The sequence below is a fragment of the Pseudomonas sp. GW821-FHT03E01 genome (genome assembly GCF_059420765.1).
The window spans coordinates 147,473-162,234 of record NZ_JBWKUI010000012.1 but is presented as its reverse complement, the minus strand read 5'-3'; the positions used below and the strand labels follow the sequence as shown (position 1 = coordinate 162,234).

Genomic DNA, 14,762 nt, shown 5'->3' with positions numbered 1-14,762 from the left:
TTCCAAGGCCCCTTCGCGGACAAGCCCGCAATGAACGATAACGCTGTCTTACGTGATCGGCGCCGGGTTGAACAAGGTGATGTCGTTATGCAGCTTGTGCTGCTCCGCCCACGTCTGTTTCTTGCCGCTGGCCACGTCCAGGTAGTAGTGGAACAACTCCCAGCCGAGGTCTTCGATCGACGCCCGCCCGGTGGCAATCCGCCCGGCATCGATGTCGATCAGGTCCGGCCAGCGCTGCGCCAGTTCTGTGCGAGTCGAGACCTTCACCACTGGCGCCATCGCCAATCCATAAGGCGTACCACGCCCGGTGGTGAACACATGCAGGTTCATCCCCGCCGCCAACTGCAACGTCCCGCAGACAAAATCACTGGCCGGGGTCGCGCAGAAAATCAGCCCTTTGCGCTTGAACCGTTCCCCAGGGCCAAGCACCCCGTTGATCGCACTGCTGCCGGACTTGACGATCGAGCCCAAGGACTTCTCGACAATGTTCGACAACCCGCCCTTCTTGTTCCCCGGCGTGGTGTTGGCGCTGCGATCCGCTTCGCCCTTGGCCAGGTAACGGTCGTACCAGTCCATTTCCCGCACCAGCTCCTGAGCGACTTCTTTGGTTTGCGCCCGGGACGTCAGCAGGTAAATCGCATCGCGCACTTCGGTGACTTCGGAAAACATCACCGTCGCACCAGCCCGCAGCAACAGGTCCGAGGCATAGCCCAGGGCCGGGTTGGCGGTGATCCCGGAGAACGCATCGCTGCCGCCGCACTGCATGCCGAGGATCAGCTCGGACGCAGGCACGGTTTCCCGGCGGCGTTGATCGAGCTTCTTCAAACGGGTTTCGGCCAGCGCCATGATCTGCTCGATCATCTCGGTAAAACCGTGACTGGAATCCTGCAAGCGATACAACCACGGCTCGCTCAAATCCACCGAGCTGTCGTTCTCATGCATCACCTGCCCGGCCTGCAATTTCTCGCAGCCCAGGCTGATTACCAGCGCCTCGCCCCCCAGGTTCGGGTTGCGCGCCAGATTGCGCACGGTGCGGATCGGGATGTACGCGTCGGTGGCGGTGATCGCCACGCCACAGCCGTAACTGTGGGTCAGCGCCACCACGTCATCGACGTTCGGGTACTTGGGCAGCAACTCGTCCTTGATGCGTTTTACCGCGTGATCCAGCACGCCGGTGACGCACTGCACGGTGGTGGTGATGCCGAGAATGTTGCGCGTGCCGACGGTGCCGTCGGCGTTGCGATAGCCCTCGAAGGTGAAGCCTTCCAGCGGTGCCTGCGCGGCCGGCACTTCGGTGGATAGCGGCAAGCTGTCCAGCGGTGGCGCGGTGGGCATGCGCAGTTGATCTTCCTTGACCCAACTGCCGCGAGGAATCGGCTGCAACGCGTAGCCGATCGTCTGGCCGTATCGAATCACCTGGCCGCCCGCGGGAATGTCCTCGAGGGTGACCTTGTGGCTCTGCGGCACGAAATCCACGGTGACCAGGCCATCGGGGAATTCGGTGCCGGCCGGTACGCCCAGATCGTTGACCACGATCACCACATTGTCCCGCTCGTGCAGGCGGATGTAGCGCGGCGAGTCGGAATGTTCAATCAACTGCATGACGCCGCTCCTCAGGAATGCGCTTCAGATAACTTGTTGTTCGTTTCAGGACCGCTGGCCGGCGGCTCTTTGAGTACCACACGTTTGATCGGGCCAACGATCACCAGGTAGCTGAATACCGCGACCAGCGCGTTGCAACCGACGAACACCAGCGCCCATTTGAAGGAGCCGGTGGAGCTGATGATGTAACCGATGACAATCGGCGTGGTGATCGACGCAATGTTGCCGAACATGTTGAACAGGCCACCACTCAAACCGGCGATCTGTTTCGGCGAGGTATCGGACACTACCGCCCAGCCCAATGCGCCCACACCTTTGCCGAAGAAGGCCAGGGCCATGAAGCCGACCACCATCCATTCAATATCGACATAGTTGCAAGCCACGATGCTGCTGGATACCAGCAGACCGGCGATGATCGGCGCCTTGCGGGCGAAGGTCAGCGAGTGGCCCTTGCGCAGCAGATAGTCAGAAATCACTCCGCCGAGCACGCCACCGATAAACCCGCAGATTGCCGGCAACGAGGCAATGAAACCGGCCTTGAGGATGGTCATGCCGCGTTCTTGCACCAGGTACACCGGGAACCAGGTCAGGAAGAAGTAGGTGATGCCGTTGATGCAGTACTGGCCCAGGTACACGCCGAGCATCATGCGGTTGGTCAGCAACTGGCGGATGTAGTCCCACTTCGGACCGTCGACCTTTTTGCCTTTACCTTTGTCCTGGTCCATGTCGACCATGCCGCCGTTGTCGGCGATGTGCTTGAACTCGGCGTCGTTGATCATCGGGTGCTGGCGCGGACTGTGGATAACTTTCAGCCAGATCCCCGAGAAGATGATGCCGATCACGCCCATGACGATGAACACGTGCTGCCAGCCGAAGCTGTAGACGATCCAGCCCATCAGCGGCGCAAACAGTACGGTGGCGAAGTATTGCGCCGAGTTGAAGATCGCCGAGGCGGTGCCGCGTTCTGCGGTCGGGAACCACGCCGCTACGATGCGTGCGTTGCCGGGGAAGGATGGCGCTTCGGCCAGGCCCACCAGAAAGCGCAGCATGAACAGCGCGACGACGGCGGTGGAAAGCCCGAACTCACCGACATAGCCTTGCAGTACGGTGAACAGCGACCAGGTAAAGATGCTCAGGGCATAGACTTTTTTCGAGCCGAACCGGTCCAGCAACCAGCCACCGGGAATTTGCCCGGCCACGTAGGCCCAACCGAATGCGGAGAAGATATAACCGAGAGTGACCGCGTCGATGCCGAGGTCTTTTTGCAGGCTGGAGCCGGCGATCGCGATGGTCGCCCGGTCGGCGTAGTTGATCGTGGTCACCAGAAACAGCATGAGCAAAATCAAATAGCGGACGTGAGTCGGCTTGGTCGATTGCATTGTAGATGTACTCCCACTGATTATTTTTATGCGGGTAATAACGATTTATTTGTAGGCGCCGGCTTTTGTGGGAGCCGGGCCTACAGGTATTGCGGCGTATCAGGAACCGATGTAGGCAGTTTTTACGACCGTGTAGAACTCTTGCGCATAGCGACCTTGCTCACGTGAACCATAGGATGAACCTTTACGCCCACCGAACGGAACGTGGTAATCCACACCGGCGGTCGGCAGGTTGACCATCACCATCCCGGCCTGGGAATGGCGCTTGAAGTGGTTGGCGTACTTCAGCGACGTAGTGGCGATACCCGCCGACAGGCCGAACTCGGTGTCGTTGGCCATTTCCAGTGCAGCGTCGTAATCCGCTACGCGAACGATGTTGGCCACCGGGCCGAAGATCTCTTCGCGGCTGATGCGCATCGCAGCTTCGCTGTCGGCAAACAGCGTCGGGGCGAGGAAGTAACCCTCGGTGTCGCACGTCACCAGACCACCGCCGCTGACCAGACGCGCACCTTCGGACTGGCCGATGTCGATGTACTTCAGGTCCTGTTCCAACTGCGCTTGCGAGACCACAGGGCCGATGTCGGTGCCGGACTTCAACGCATGACCGACCTTGATCGACTTCATGCGCTCAGCCATGGCTTCGACGAATTTGTCGTGAATCCCGGCGGTGACGATGAGACGGCTCGACGCGGTGCAACGCTGGCCGGTGGAGTAGAACGCGCTCTGCACCGACAGTTCGACCGCTTGCTTGAGGTCGGCATCGTCGAGAATGATCTGCGGGTTCTTGCCGCCCATCTCCAGCTGCACCTTGGCCTGGCGCGACACGCAATTGACCGCGATCTGCCGGCCCACGCCGACCGAACCGGTGAAGCTGATGCCATCGACTTTCGGGCTGTTGACCAGCGCCTCGCCGACTACTCGCCCGCTGCCCATCACCAGGTTGAACACGCCGGCCGGGAAACCGGCGCGGGAGATGATTTCCGCCAGCGCCCAGGCACAGCCCGGCACCAGATCGGCAGGTTTCAGCACCACGCAGTTGCCGTAAGCCAAAGCCGGAGCGATTTTCCACGCCGGGATCGCGATCGGAAAGTTCCATGGCGTGATCAGGCCGACCACGCCCAGCGCTTCGCGAGTGACTTCGACATTGACGCCCGGACGCACCGACGGCACGTAGTCACCGGACAGACGCAGGCATTCACCGGCGAAGAACTTGAAGATGTTGCCGGCGCGGGTCACTTCGCCGATGGCTTCGGGCAGGGTCTTGCCCTCTTCCCGGGCCAGCAACGTGCCGAGCTCTTCGCGACGGGCGAGAATCTCGCTGCCGACTTTATCCAGCGCATCGTGCCGAGCCTGAATACCGGAAGTGGACCATGCCGGAAACGCAGCGCGAGCGGCGTCGATGGCGGCGTGGACCTGCGCCAGATCAGCCTTGGCATAGTCGCCGAGGGTATCGCTCAGCTCGGACGGGTTGATGTTGGCGCAGTAATCACTGCCCGTCACCCATTCACCGTTGATGTAGTTATCAAAACGCTTTGCATCTGCCACAACAAATCTCCTCACGCAAAAAGCCGCTGATCGCTCAGCGGCCCTGGTTTTATCGAGTGTTACTGCGCGCCCTGCTTGTCGATCAGCGCGGCGAGCATTTCGTACTCTTCGCCCGTCAGATCGGTCAGCGGTGCACGCACCGGGCCTGCGTCATAGCCGGCAATTTTTGCCCCGGCCTTGACGATGCTCACCGCGTAACCGGCCTTGCGGTTGCGGATATCCAGGTACGGCAGGAAGAAGTCATCGATGATCTTGCCGACGGTGGCGTGATCTTCGCGAGCAATGGCGTGGTAGAAATCCATCGCGGTTTTCGGGATGAAGTTGAACACCGCCGAGGAATAAACCGGTACGCCCAAAGCCTTGTAGGCCGCGGCGTAGACTTCAGCAGTCGGCAAGCCGCCCAAGTAGCTGAAACGATCGCCGAGGCGGCGACGGATCGACACCATCAGCTCGATATCGCCCAGGCCATCCTTGTAGCCGATCAGGTTCGGGCAGCGCTCGGCCAGTCGTTCCAGCAGCGGCGCGGTCAGGCGGCAGACATTGCGGTTGTAGACCACCACACCGATTTTTACCGATTTGCACACGGCTTCAACGTGGGCGGCAACGCCGTCCTGGCTGGCTTCGGTCAGGTAGTGCGGCAGCAGCAACAGGCCTTTGGCCCCCAGGCGCTCGGCTTCCTGAGCGTACTCGATAGCCTGGCGGGTCGAACCACCGACACCGGCGAGGATTGGCACGCTGCTGGCGCAGGTGTCGACCGCAGTCTTGATGATTTCCGAATATTCGCTGGCCGCCAGAGAGAAGAACTCACCGGTACCGCCTGCGGCGAACAACGCCGAGGCGCCGTATGGGGCCAGCCACTCGAGACGCTTGATGTAGCCCGCACGATGGAAATCGCCCTGGGCATTGAAGTCGGTGACCGGGAACGACAGCAAGCCGGAAGAGAGGATGGACTTCAGTTCTTGTGGATTCATTATTCGAACACCCTGGTAGCAACGTTGTGTGAGAAAACCGTTCAGCCTTCGCCGAAGTTGTAGGTCATCGTACAACTTAAAATACAACCGTCAACTGCATTTCATCGCTGGGTGGGTATTTTTGTCAGACAACATTGTTGTTTAAAGGGGTGAAAGGGGCGCCTTTCAAGCTCAGAAGAGAGATACGTTGTCGGAAGAGTACCCTCGGGAATTTTTCACTCAACGCCCCGGAATCATTGCCTGCGCGCAGTGTTGAACCTTGAAATGCCTGGTCATGATCGGGTTCGGCAGATCACCGATGCGCCCGGTAAAGTGCGACGACTGCCGCGAAGGATCGCGGCAGATCTTTCAAGGAGAGCGATTCAACATGACTTTTGCTATTGCACACCTTCCGCAGTTCCCGGAGCACTCAGCCGATCAGGCAACCATCCAGCTATCGCCCCTAAGTGAAGACTTGATCGTCCGCGTGCCGGACCCGAACGATATTCCGCCGAACTGGGATGTCTACCCGATCCTCGGCACAAATACGGAAGAGCCTGACTGGGAGGGCCTCGCAGAGCCTACCGGCGTCTGGGACGACGCCTGCGACGACATGGTAAAACTGACGGGAATTGAACTGCGAATCCCCAAAACAGAACTGGAAAAGTACCTGAACACAGAAGTGCAATTGCGCTACAAATTCGCGGATGAGTCGAGTCTGGAGCCGTGTTCTGAGCCCCTGATACTGTTTATCGAAGCCTGACCCTCATCGCGCCTGATCGTTTACCGGTCAGGCGCTTTTTTGTGTAGAACGATTTCCTGCCATGCACTGTTCAACCCTGCGCCTGCGCCTCTTCATGGGCCTGGCGCAGCCGCTCACGGCTATTCGTCAAATGCAAACGCATAGCTGCCCGCGCTGCATCGGAATCCTGCCGGGCAATCGCATCGTAAATCTCTTCGTGTTCACGGCTCAGGCGACTCATGTAATGCTGCTGGTCGTCATGGGCCAGGCGCGCGGAGTTGAGGCGTGTGCGCGGAATGATGCTGGTGCCCAGGTGGGTCATGATGTCGGTGAAGTAGCGATTACCGGTGGCCAGGGCGATTTGCAAGTGGAACTGGAAGTCCGACGCCACGGCATCGCCGGCGTGGGCGGCACTTTCGTTGAGGGCGTCCAGCGCCTCACGCATCGCTGCTAACTGCTCCGGGCTGCGACGTTGCGCGGCAAGGCCGGCGGACTCCACTTCCAGGCTGATGCGCAGTTCCAGAATCGCCAATACGTCGCGCAAGGTCACCACGGTCGCCGGGTCGATGCGAAAACCGCTCGGGCTCGGGGTGTCGAGCACGAAGGTGCCGATGCCGTGACGGGTTTCCACTTGCCCTGCGGCCTGCAAACGGGAGATCGCTTCACGCACCACGGTGCGGCTGACGCCATGGGCATTCATGATCGCCGACTCGGTGGGCAATTTGTCGCCACGCTTGAGCTGACCGTCGCGGATCTGCTCGGACAACACCGTCACCAATTCCTGTGCGAGGCTGCGGCGCTTGCGAGGGAGGCGAGGTGCGTCGATCGGGTTTTCCATGGTGAACGTCTGTCTCGAAAAAACGGCTGAAACCGCATCATAGCGCATGCGGGTTGTACGATCACCGTTGACCTGTGGGAGCGTGGCATGCCCGCGATGGCCTTGACGCGGTTTCCTGACGAACCGCGTTATCGTTCATCGCGGGCAAGCCACGCTCCCACAGGTTCAGGCGGTCACGGCCTGGTCCACCAGGTGACCATTCTCAATGCGCACATGCCGTGGATGGAAACGTTTCAGGCTGCTGCGATGGCCGACGCTGACAATGCTCAGCCCCGGCAATTCATCGATCAACGCCTGATACAACGACGCTTCATCCTCTTCGTCCATCGCCGAGGTGGCTTCGTCCATGTACAGCCATTGCGGCGCATACAGCAGCGCACGGGCGAAGGCCAGACGTTGCTGCTCACCCGGCGAAAGCATGCGCTGCCAGTGATTGGCTTCATCCAGACGTGAAACCAGGTGCGGCAAGCGGCTGGTTTCCAGCACGTGGACGTAGCGCTCGTGCGGGTAGGTGTCGCCCGGTTGTGGATAACTCAACGCCTCACGCAGGCTGCCAATCGGCAGATAGGGTTTTTGCGGCAGGAACAGATAACGCGCCGTCGGCAGGCGAATGCTGCCGTGGCCGGCTGGCCAAAGGTGCCCCATCGCTCGCAGCAAGGTCGACTTGCCGCTGCCGGAACGACCGCTGAGCATGACGCGCTCGCCCTCCTCCACGGTCATGTCGGCATTGGTCAGCAAATGACGACCGTCAGCGAGGTCAAGACCAAGGTTATGCACCCGTAGTGCCGAACCCTGATTCTGCACGTCGATGGCCGGCGCGCGCTCTTCGTTGTCGGTCATGGCCTGACGGAAACTCAGCAGACGATCACAGGTGGCGCGCCACTCGGCAAGGTCCTGGTACGCGCTGATGAACCAGCTGAAGTTCTCCTGCACATTGCCGAACGCGGAGTTGATTTGCATCAGCTCACCAAGTTCGATCTTGCCGGCGAAGTAACGCGGCGCAGCGACCATGAATGGAAAGATGATTGCAATCTGGGCATAACCGGCGGTGAAGAAAGTCAGGCGCTTGGACACTTTCATGATGTCCCAGAAGTTGTGCCAAACCAGGCCGAAGCGACTGCTCAGACGACGGTTCTCGTTGGGTTCGCCGTTGTACAGCGCAATGCTCTCCGCATTTTCGCGGACCCGCACCATGGAGAAACGCAAGTCGGCTTCGAAACGTTGCTGGTTGTTGTTGAGGCTGATCAAGCGACGACCGATCACATGCGTCAGCCAGCTGCCGACGGCGGCGTAAACCAGTGCGCACCAGAACATGTAGCCGGGGATCGTGAAGCCAAACACTTCGATGCTGCCCGACACGCCCCACAAAATGATCGAAAACGACACCAGGCTGACGATGTTCCGTATCAGCCCAAGGCCCAGGCCCAAGGTGTTGGTGGTGAACTTATTGAGGTCTTCGGAAATCCGCTGGTCCGGGTTATCGGTGTAACCGCCCTGCTCCAGCTGATAGTAATTCTTGCTGCCTAGCCAGCGGGCGAAGTGCTTTTCGGTGAGCCAGGCTCGCCAGCGAATGGTCAGCATCTGAGTCAGATAAAGCCGATACACCGCACCAAGAATCGCCACGGCGGCGATGCCGCAGAAATACAGAATCAGCTGCCAGAAGGCTGCTTCGTCCTTCTTTTGCAGGGCGTTATAGAAGTCTTTGTACCAACTGTTGATCCACACCGAAATCGCCACGCTGAACAATGACAGCGCGATCACAGCGATCAACAGCGTCCAGGCCTTGCCCTTCTCTTCGCTGCGCCAGTAAGGCGTGGTCATCGCCCACACTTTGCGAAAAAACTGCCCGCGCACAGCATCGTTGACCGCGGAATATTCAGCGTTCTGATTCATGGATAAGGCTCAATAAAGAAAAGAACACACAAGAACCGATCATAAATGATCGGCTCGTGTGATCGCGAGGGCTGGCGATAACCGTTCAGCGCTCGTTCAGCGACGGACCGGACGCTTCTGCAGTTTGCGCTGCAGCGTGCGGCGGTGCATGCCCAGGGCACGTGCGGTGGCGGAGATGTTGCCTTCGTGCTCGGTCAGGACGCGCTGGATGTGCTCCCACTGGAGACGGTCCACGGACATCGGGTTTTCCGGCACCAGGCTGTCGAGGTCGGCGTGCTCGGAGAGCAACGCGGCCAGCACGTCATCGGCATCCGCCGGTTTGCACAGGTAATTGCAGGCGCCGCGCTTGATCGCCTCGACGGCGGTGGCAATGCTCGAGTAACCGGTGAGGATCACCACGCGCATCTCCGGGTCGAGTTCGAGCAGCTTGGGCAGCAACACCAGGCCTGAATCGCCGTCCATTTTCAGGTCCAGCGCGGCGTAATCAGGGATATCGGCCTGGGCGATGGTCAGGCCCTCTTCGGCGGAACCTGCGGTGCTGACGCGAAAACCACGGCGGGCCATGGCGCGGGCCATCACGCGGGTGAAGGTTGCATCGTCGTCTACCAGCAGCAAATGCGGCAGTTCTTCGCCTTCAACTTGGATCTCGTCACTCATGTTCGTCTCCTCGGGCGACACGGGGCAGGCGCAGCTCGGTGAGCGTGCCGCCTTCCTCATGACTGTAGAGTTTCACTGAGCCGCCGGCGCGTGTCACGCTGGCCTTGCTCAAAAACAGGCCCAGGCCGAAACCTTTGCCCTTGGTGGTAAAAAACGGTTTGCCGATCTGCTCGGCGATAGCCAGCGGTACACCGGCACCATGGTCTCGAATGCTGATGGTCAAGTCTTCGACGGTCCAGTCCAGGGTCACTTGCAAGCCTTCAGGGCAGGCATCGGCGGCGTTGTTCAGCAGGTTCAACAGCGCTTGAGTCAAATCCGGCGGCGGCGCCATGCGCGGCACCGTGCCCTGGCCCAGACGCTGGAAGCGATAACTGGCCTCAGGACGCATCAGGTGCCAGCGGTTGAGCGCTTCGTCGAGCCAGTCGGTGACATCCTGCATCTCCACCGCCATACGACGGTTGGCCTCGGCGGCGCGCACCAGTTGCTGCAAGGTTTCCTTGCACAACTTGACCTGATCCTGCAAAACCTTCAAATCGTCCTGCAACATCGGGTCGGGGTGATCCTGCTGCATCTCTTTGAGCAACACGCTCATGGTCGCCAGCGGCGTGCCCAGTTCATGGGCGGCACCGGCAGCCTGAGTCGCGACGGCCAGCAATTGCTGATCGCGCAGGCCTTCCTCGCGACGGATCGCACGCAGCTCTTCCTGCCGACGCAGCTCTTCAGCCATGCGTGCAGCAAAGAAGGTGATGACGGCGGCGGCCAAGGCAAAACTCAACCACATGCCGTAGATCTGCAGGTTTTCCCGGGCGATGGGGAAGGTTTCCAGCGGGTAGAACCGCGCCAGCAGCAACGTATACAGCGCCAGGGCGATACCCGACAGAATCACCGAATAGCGCCACGGCAGCGTCACGGCGGCGATGGTCAGCGGCACCAGGTAATAAGAGACGAACGGGTTGGTCGAACCACCGGAAAAATACAACAAGGCGCTGTGGATAAACAGGTCGCAGGCCAGTTGCAGGGCGTATTCAAGCTCGGTAACCGGCCACGAAGTGCGCAGGCGCACGGCGGTGAACACACACAACAGCGTCGAACAGCCCAGGGTCATCGCCAGCGGCACCCACGGCAACGGCAGCAGCTGGAGCCAGTAGGCCAGGCCTACGGAGCCGGCCTGGGCGGCGAGCACCAGAATCCGGATGAAAGTCAGCCGCCAGAGGTTCTGGCGAGTGGCGGAAGTCAATTGTACGGGGGCGAGCATGAGCTCTCCTGATGAGCGCTCCAGGCGGATCGCACGGAGTATAACCAAGCCGCGGGCCTGAGAGGCGAAAGTGCGGCAAACGACCACAGTTGCGGCTCATGGATTTATAAGTGAATGCTTCGCCGATGAGCCCCTGTGGCGAGGGAGCTTGCTCACGTCGGCCTGCGAAGCGGACCCCAACCATTCAACCGGGTGAAACTGGCAAACCACGCATACCGACTTTGCGACTGCTTCGCAGCCGAGCGGGAGCAAGCTCCCTCGCCACAAAAGCCCGGCACCGGTTGAGACTGTATAGAAGTTGTAACTGTGCGAAACGGACCATTGAAGCTAGAGTCTGATGGTTTCACGCAGGTTCGGACCCTAACCCCTGCGCATCGTCCAAGGAGCTTTTCATGCACACATTGCGCCGCAGCGCCGCCCTTCTTGCCCTAAGCGTTGGCACCGCCGCCAGCCTCCCGGCCCTGGCCGTCGACGAGTTGCATTACAACCAGATCTCCCTGCGCGCCGAAGTCAGCCAGGAAGTGGCCCGCGACCTGATGATCGTGACCCTCTACACCGAAGAACAAAACACCGACCCGGCCAAACTCGCCGCCGACGTCAGCACTACCATGAACAAGGCGCTGGCCCAGGCCAAACAGGTCAAGGACATCACCCTGCGTCAGGGCAGCCGCAACAGCTACCCGATCTACGACACCAAAGGCCAGAAAATCACCGGCTGGCGTGAACGCGCCGAACTGCGCCTGGAAAGCTCGGACTTCGCCGCCCTGTCCAAACTCACCGGCGAATTGCTCACCGACCTGAAAATGGGCGGCATGGACTTCGCCATCGCGACGCCAACCCGCAAAGCCAGCGAAGACGCCCTGCTCAAAGAAGCCGTGACCGCCTTCAAGGCCCGCGCCCAACTGGCCACCGACGCCCTGGGCGGCAAGAGCTACAAAATCGTCAACCTGAACCTCAACAGCAACGGCTATCCACAACCGTACATGCGCGGGCCGATGATGATGAAAGCCGCCGGCATGGATTCGGCACCGGTGACGCCAGAAGTTGAAGCCGGCACCAGCCAGGTCAGCATGACAGCGGATGGGGCGATTGAAGTGTTGATGCCTTGATGCGATAACCCGGACACGAAAACGGCAGGGCGGTGTACACGCGAGTAAACAGGCCGCCTCAGCTGCTTTTGATTTTGCATTTGCGAAAGCCCAGGAGCTAAGAGAAACTCCCTGCCTTTCCAGACTCGATAAGGACGCGAGCATTGAAGTTTGAAAGGGATCAGTTTTCCGGCAACCATGGAATTGTCTTCAACGTATCGCGCTTCACCCTGTCAGCCGGTGAACGGGGTAGCCTCAGAACACTGCATTTTGGTGAAGCGAAAGCCGCCCACTATGAAGTGAGCAATCTGGTGGTAGAGCTCTATGACAAAATGCTCGCCAAGGATTTGCCTTGCCAAATGATGGTCGGGATCTCCAAACCCCTGACCCGGCAACAGGGGGATTTACTCAATGCTCAACGAACAAGTATCGCCAACCTCACCAGTGGTGTTTTCGGGGCAGCGGCAGGTAAATTCATGCCCGGTGCGGCCATCCCGGTGGGATGGGCAGTCCGCGAGTTCACGCTGAGCAAATTGCCGACTTATCACGCCGGCGATGTCATCGTCAGCCTGGATGCACAGGTCAGCGGTGGCATAGGCCCTCAGCACTCAGGATCGTCCATGATCATCAAGACTCAAGGCGGGTGAGATCATGAACGAATATGGCCTGTACGCCGTGGCTTATGCAGTATTCCTGCTGTTGTTCTTCTATCTGAAATCCTATGGCCTCAGAAAATGGCTGGGCATCACCCTGTTCGCTCTGGGGTTTTCGAGTATTTTTATGCTGCCGCCTTTCATCGCCGGCTTCGATCTGGGCATCGTTTCAACCAATGCTATCGCCCTCGGGGCTGCGCTGTTTTTTAGTCGGGCCCGGTATACGGCGTGAGCCACGCGCTCATTCAAGCAACGTGAAACGGATTAACTTCACCCACAACGCCCGCCTGACACCGCTTTGCGTAGGAGCTGCCGAAGGCTGCGATCTTTTGACGTTGATTTTTAAGATCAAAAGATCACAGCCTTCGGCAGCTCCTACAGTCCGCCATCAACGCAAAGACCGGCAGACTATGCCCGGATAGAGGGGTCCCCCTCAAAAAACGATATTTCCACCCTCCCCGCCAACAACGCTACTCTCAGGAAAATATCGCTGCTCAAATCCCGGGGACTCCATGGAAAGAACCACCGTCAAACCACTTCTGCTCGCACTCGCCCTCGCCACAACCGCATCACTCGCACAAACCGCCCAAGCCGCCACCACCCTGGTCTACTGCTCCGAAGCCAGCCCTGCCGGATTCGACCCCAGCCAATACACCAGCGGCACCGACTTCGACGCCTCCGCCGAAACCGTCTTCAACCGCCTCACCCAATTCAAACGCGGCGGCACCGAAATCGAACCCGGCCTGGCAACAAAATGGGACGTATCCGAGGACGGCCTCACCTACACCTTCCACCTGCGCGACGGCGTGAAATTCCACACCACCGACTACTTCACCCCCACCCGCGACTTCAACGCCGACGACGTGCTGTTCACCTTCCAGCGCCTGCTCGACCCGGACAACGCCTTCCGCAAGGCCTACCCCGCCGAGTCGCCGTACTTCACCGACATGGGCCTGAACACCACGATCAAAAGCATCGACAAGATCGACGACCACACCGTGCGCTTCAGCCTGAACAACGTCGACGCCGCATTCGTGCAAAACCTCGCCATGAGCTTCGCCTCGGTGCAATCCGCCGAATACGCCGCCCAACTGTTAAAGGAAGGCAAAGCCGCCGACCTCAACCAGAAACCCGTCGGCACCGGCCCGTTCGTGTTCAAGCGCTACCAAAAGGACTCGCAAATCCGCTACACCGCCAACAAGGCCTACTGGAAACCCGAGGACGTGAAACTCGACAACCTGATTTTCTCGATCACCCCGGACGCCGCCGTGCGCTTGCAAAAACTCAAGGCCGGCGAGTGCCAGGTCAGCGGCTACCCACGCCCGGCAGACATCGAAGTGATGGAGCAAGACCCGAATCTGAGGGTGCTCAAGCAAGCCGGTTTCAACCTCGGCTTCCTTGCCTACAACGTGACCCACCCACCGCTGGACCAGCTCAAGGTGCGTCAGGCGCTGGACATGGCCATCGACAAGCCGGCGATCATCAAGGCTGTCTACCAGAGTGCCGGGCAACTGGCGCAAAACGCCTTGCCACCGGCGCAATGGTCGTATGACCCGAGCATCAAGGACGCCCCGCACGACCCGACCAAAGCCCGCGCGCTACTGAAAGAAGCGGGGGTTGCACCCGGCACTACAATTAATCTGTGGGCCATGACCGTGCAGCGCGCCTCCAACCCCAATGCGCGGATGTCGGCACAGATGATCCAGCAGGATTGGGAGAAAGTCGGGATCAAGGCCAACATCGTCAGCTATGAATGGGGCGAGTACATCAAGCGCGCCAAGAACGGTGAGCATGACGCAATGATCTACGGCTGGACCGGCGACAACGGTGACCCGGATAACTGGCTCGGCGTGCTCTACAGCTGCGCTGCGGTGAAAGGTAGCAACTACGCCAAATGGTGTGACCCGGTCTACGACAAACTGGTGCAGCAAGCCAAGGTGTCCACGGACAAACAACAGCGGGTCAAACTGTACCAACAGGCCCAGCAAATCCTTAAACAACAAGTACCTATCACACCCATTGCCAACTCGACGGTGTTCCAGCCACTGCGCAAGGAAGTCACCGACTTCAAGATCAGTCCGTTTGGCCTCACACCGTTCTATGGCGTGGGTATAAATAAGTAACACCAGGCTCCAACCGGGTGCGTCAACCGCCCCGGTC

Annotated in this window: 13 protein-coding genes; 5 read left to right on the top strand and 8 right to left on the bottom strand. The window is 59.7% G+C overall.

Annotated features, from left to right (window positions below; all coding sequences use genetic code 11):
* Positions 1-48: 48 nt before the first annotated feature.
* The 4 genes from garD to kdgD form a co-directional block, all read right to left on the bottom strand.
* Entirely contained in the window at positions 49-1,602 is a 1,554-nt protein-coding gene (gene garD / locus AC07VO_RS20820) for a galactarate dehydratase (protein ID WP_086946006.1), read from the bottom strand.
* A gap of 11 nt (positions 1,603-1,613) precedes the next feature.
* On the bottom strand, positions 1,614-2,981 hold the full coding sequence (locus AC07VO_RS20815) for an MFS transporter (RefSeq protein WP_086946005.1): 1,368 nt from the start codon (positions 2,979-2,981) through the stop codon (positions 1,614-1,616).
* Positions 2,982-3,080: 99 nt separating this feature from the next.
* On the bottom strand, positions 3,081-4,526 hold the full coding sequence (locus tag AC07VO_RS20810; protein ID WP_018929530.1) for an aldehyde dehydrogenase family protein: 1,446 nt from the start codon (positions 4,524-4,526) through the stop codon (positions 3,081-3,083).
* A 59-nt stretch (positions 4,527-4,585) separates the two neighbouring features.
* Complete coding sequence (gene kdgD, locus AC07VO_RS20805; protein WP_007939720.1) at positions 4,586-5,497, bottom strand: 5-dehydro-4-deoxyglucarate dehydratase; 912 nt, start codon at positions 5,495-5,497, stop codon at positions 4,586-4,588.
* A gap of 367 nt (positions 5,498-5,864) precedes the next feature.
* Between kdgD and AC07VO_RS20800 the strand changes: the two genes are divergently transcribed.
* Positions 5,865-6,239: a hypothetical protein gene (locus AC07VO_RS20800; protein WP_086946004.1), complete on the top strand. Its 375-nt coding sequence runs from the start codon at positions 5,865-5,867 to the stop codon at positions 6,237-6,239.
* 70 nt (positions 6,240-6,309) lie between these two features.
* Here AC07VO_RS20800 and AC07VO_RS20795 read toward each other — a convergent pair whose 3' ends face one another.
* From AC07VO_RS20795 to AC07VO_RS20780, 4 genes are all read right to left on the bottom strand, one after another.
* Positions 6,310-7,056, bottom strand: a complete 747-nt coding sequence (locus AC07VO_RS20795) for a FadR/GntR family transcriptional regulator (protein WP_018929528.1) — start codon at positions 7,054-7,056, stop codon at positions 6,310-6,312.
* Between the two features lie 165 nt (positions 7,057-7,221).
* Entirely contained in the window at positions 7,222-8,949 is a 1,728-nt protein-coding gene (locus AC07VO_RS20790; RefSeq protein WP_018929527.1) for an ABC transporter ATP-binding protein/permease, read from the bottom strand.
* A 96-nt stretch (positions 8,950-9,045) separates the two neighbouring features.
* Positions 9,046-9,606 (bottom strand): response regulator transcription factor, encoded by a 561-nt coding sequence (locus AC07VO_RS20785; protein ID WP_018929526.1) that lies wholly within the window; start codon positions 9,604-9,606, stop codon positions 9,046-9,048.
* Positions 9,599-10,861 (bottom strand): ATP-binding protein, encoded by a 1,263-nt coding sequence (locus AC07VO_RS20780; protein WP_018929525.1) that lies wholly within the window; start codon positions 10,859-10,861, stop codon positions 9,599-9,601. Before AC07VO_RS20780 ends, AC07VO_RS20785 begins: the two co-directional genes overlap by 8 nt.
* Positions 10,862-11,253: 392 nt before the next feature.
* Here AC07VO_RS20780 and AC07VO_RS20775 point away from each other — a divergent pair, with 392 nt between their 5' ends.
* From AC07VO_RS20775 to AC07VO_RS20760, 4 genes are all read left to right on the top strand, one after another.
* Entirely contained in the window at positions 11,254-11,970 is a 717-nt protein-coding gene (locus tag AC07VO_RS20775) for an SIMPL domain-containing protein (RefSeq protein ID WP_018929524.1), read from the top strand.
* 143 nt (positions 11,971-12,113) lie between these two features.
* Positions 12,114-12,596 (top strand): hypothetical protein, encoded by a 483-nt coding sequence (locus tag AC07VO_RS20770; protein WP_019582420.1) that lies wholly within the window; start codon positions 12,114-12,116, stop codon positions 12,594-12,596.
* 4 nt (positions 12,597-12,600) lie between these two features.
* On the top strand, positions 12,601-12,834 hold the full coding sequence (locus AC07VO_RS20765) for a hypothetical protein (protein WP_018929522.1): 234 nt from the start codon (positions 12,601-12,603) through the stop codon (positions 12,832-12,834).
* A 280-nt stretch (positions 12,835-13,114) separates the two neighbouring features.
* Positions 13,115-14,725, top strand: coding sequence for an ABC transporter substrate-binding protein (locus AC07VO_RS20760; RefSeq protein WP_086946003.1), 1,611 nt, complete (start codon positions 13,115-13,117; stop codon positions 14,723-14,725).
* Positions 14,726-14,762: the final 37 nt, after the last annotated feature.

What these genes read in the sequence shown, in the direction of transcription:
- garD (WP_086946006.1), bottom strand. Translation starts at nt 1,602, where the DNA reads ATGCAGTTGATTGAACATTCCGACTCGCCGCGCTACATCCGCCTGCAC.
- AC07VO_RS20815 (WP_086946005.1), bottom strand. Translation starts at nt 2,981, where the DNA reads ATGCAATCGACCAAGCCGACTCACGTCCGCTATTTGATTTTGCTCATG.
- kdgD (WP_007939720.1), bottom strand. Translation starts at nt 5,497, where the DNA reads ATGAATCCACAAGAACTGAAGTCCATCCTCTCTTCCGGCTTGCTGTCG.
- AC07VO_RS20800 (WP_086946004.1), top strand. Translation starts at nt 5,865, where the DNA reads ATGACTTTTGCTATTGCACACCTTCCGCAGTTCCCGGAGCACTCAGCC.
- AC07VO_RS20795 (WP_018929528.1), bottom strand. Translation starts at nt 7,056, where the DNA reads ATGGAAAACCCGATCGACGCACCTCGCCTCCCTCGCAAGCGCCGCAGC.
- AC07VO_RS20790 (WP_018929527.1), bottom strand. Translation starts at nt 8,949, where the DNA reads ATGAATCAGAACGCTGAATATTCCGCGGTCAACGATGCTGTGCGCGGG.
- AC07VO_RS20785 (WP_018929526.1), bottom strand. Translation starts at nt 9,606, where the DNA reads ATGAGTGACGAGATCCAAGTTGAAGGCGAAGAACTGCCGCATTTGCTG.
- AC07VO_RS20780 (WP_018929525.1), bottom strand. Translation starts at nt 10,861, where the DNA reads ATGCTCGCCCCCGTACAATTGACTTCCGCCACTCGCCAGAACCTCTGG.
- AC07VO_RS20775 (WP_018929524.1), top strand. Translation starts at nt 11,254, where the DNA reads ATGCACACATTGCGCCGCAGCGCCGCCCTTCTTGCCCTAAGCGTTGGC.
- AC07VO_RS20765 (WP_018929522.1), top strand. Translation starts at nt 12,601, where the DNA reads ATGAACGAATATGGCCTGTACGCCGTGGCTTATGCAGTATTCCTGCTG.
- AC07VO_RS20760 (WP_086946003.1), top strand. Translation starts at nt 13,115, where the DNA reads ATGGAAAGAACCACCGTCAAACCACTTCTGCTCGCACTCGCCCTCGCC.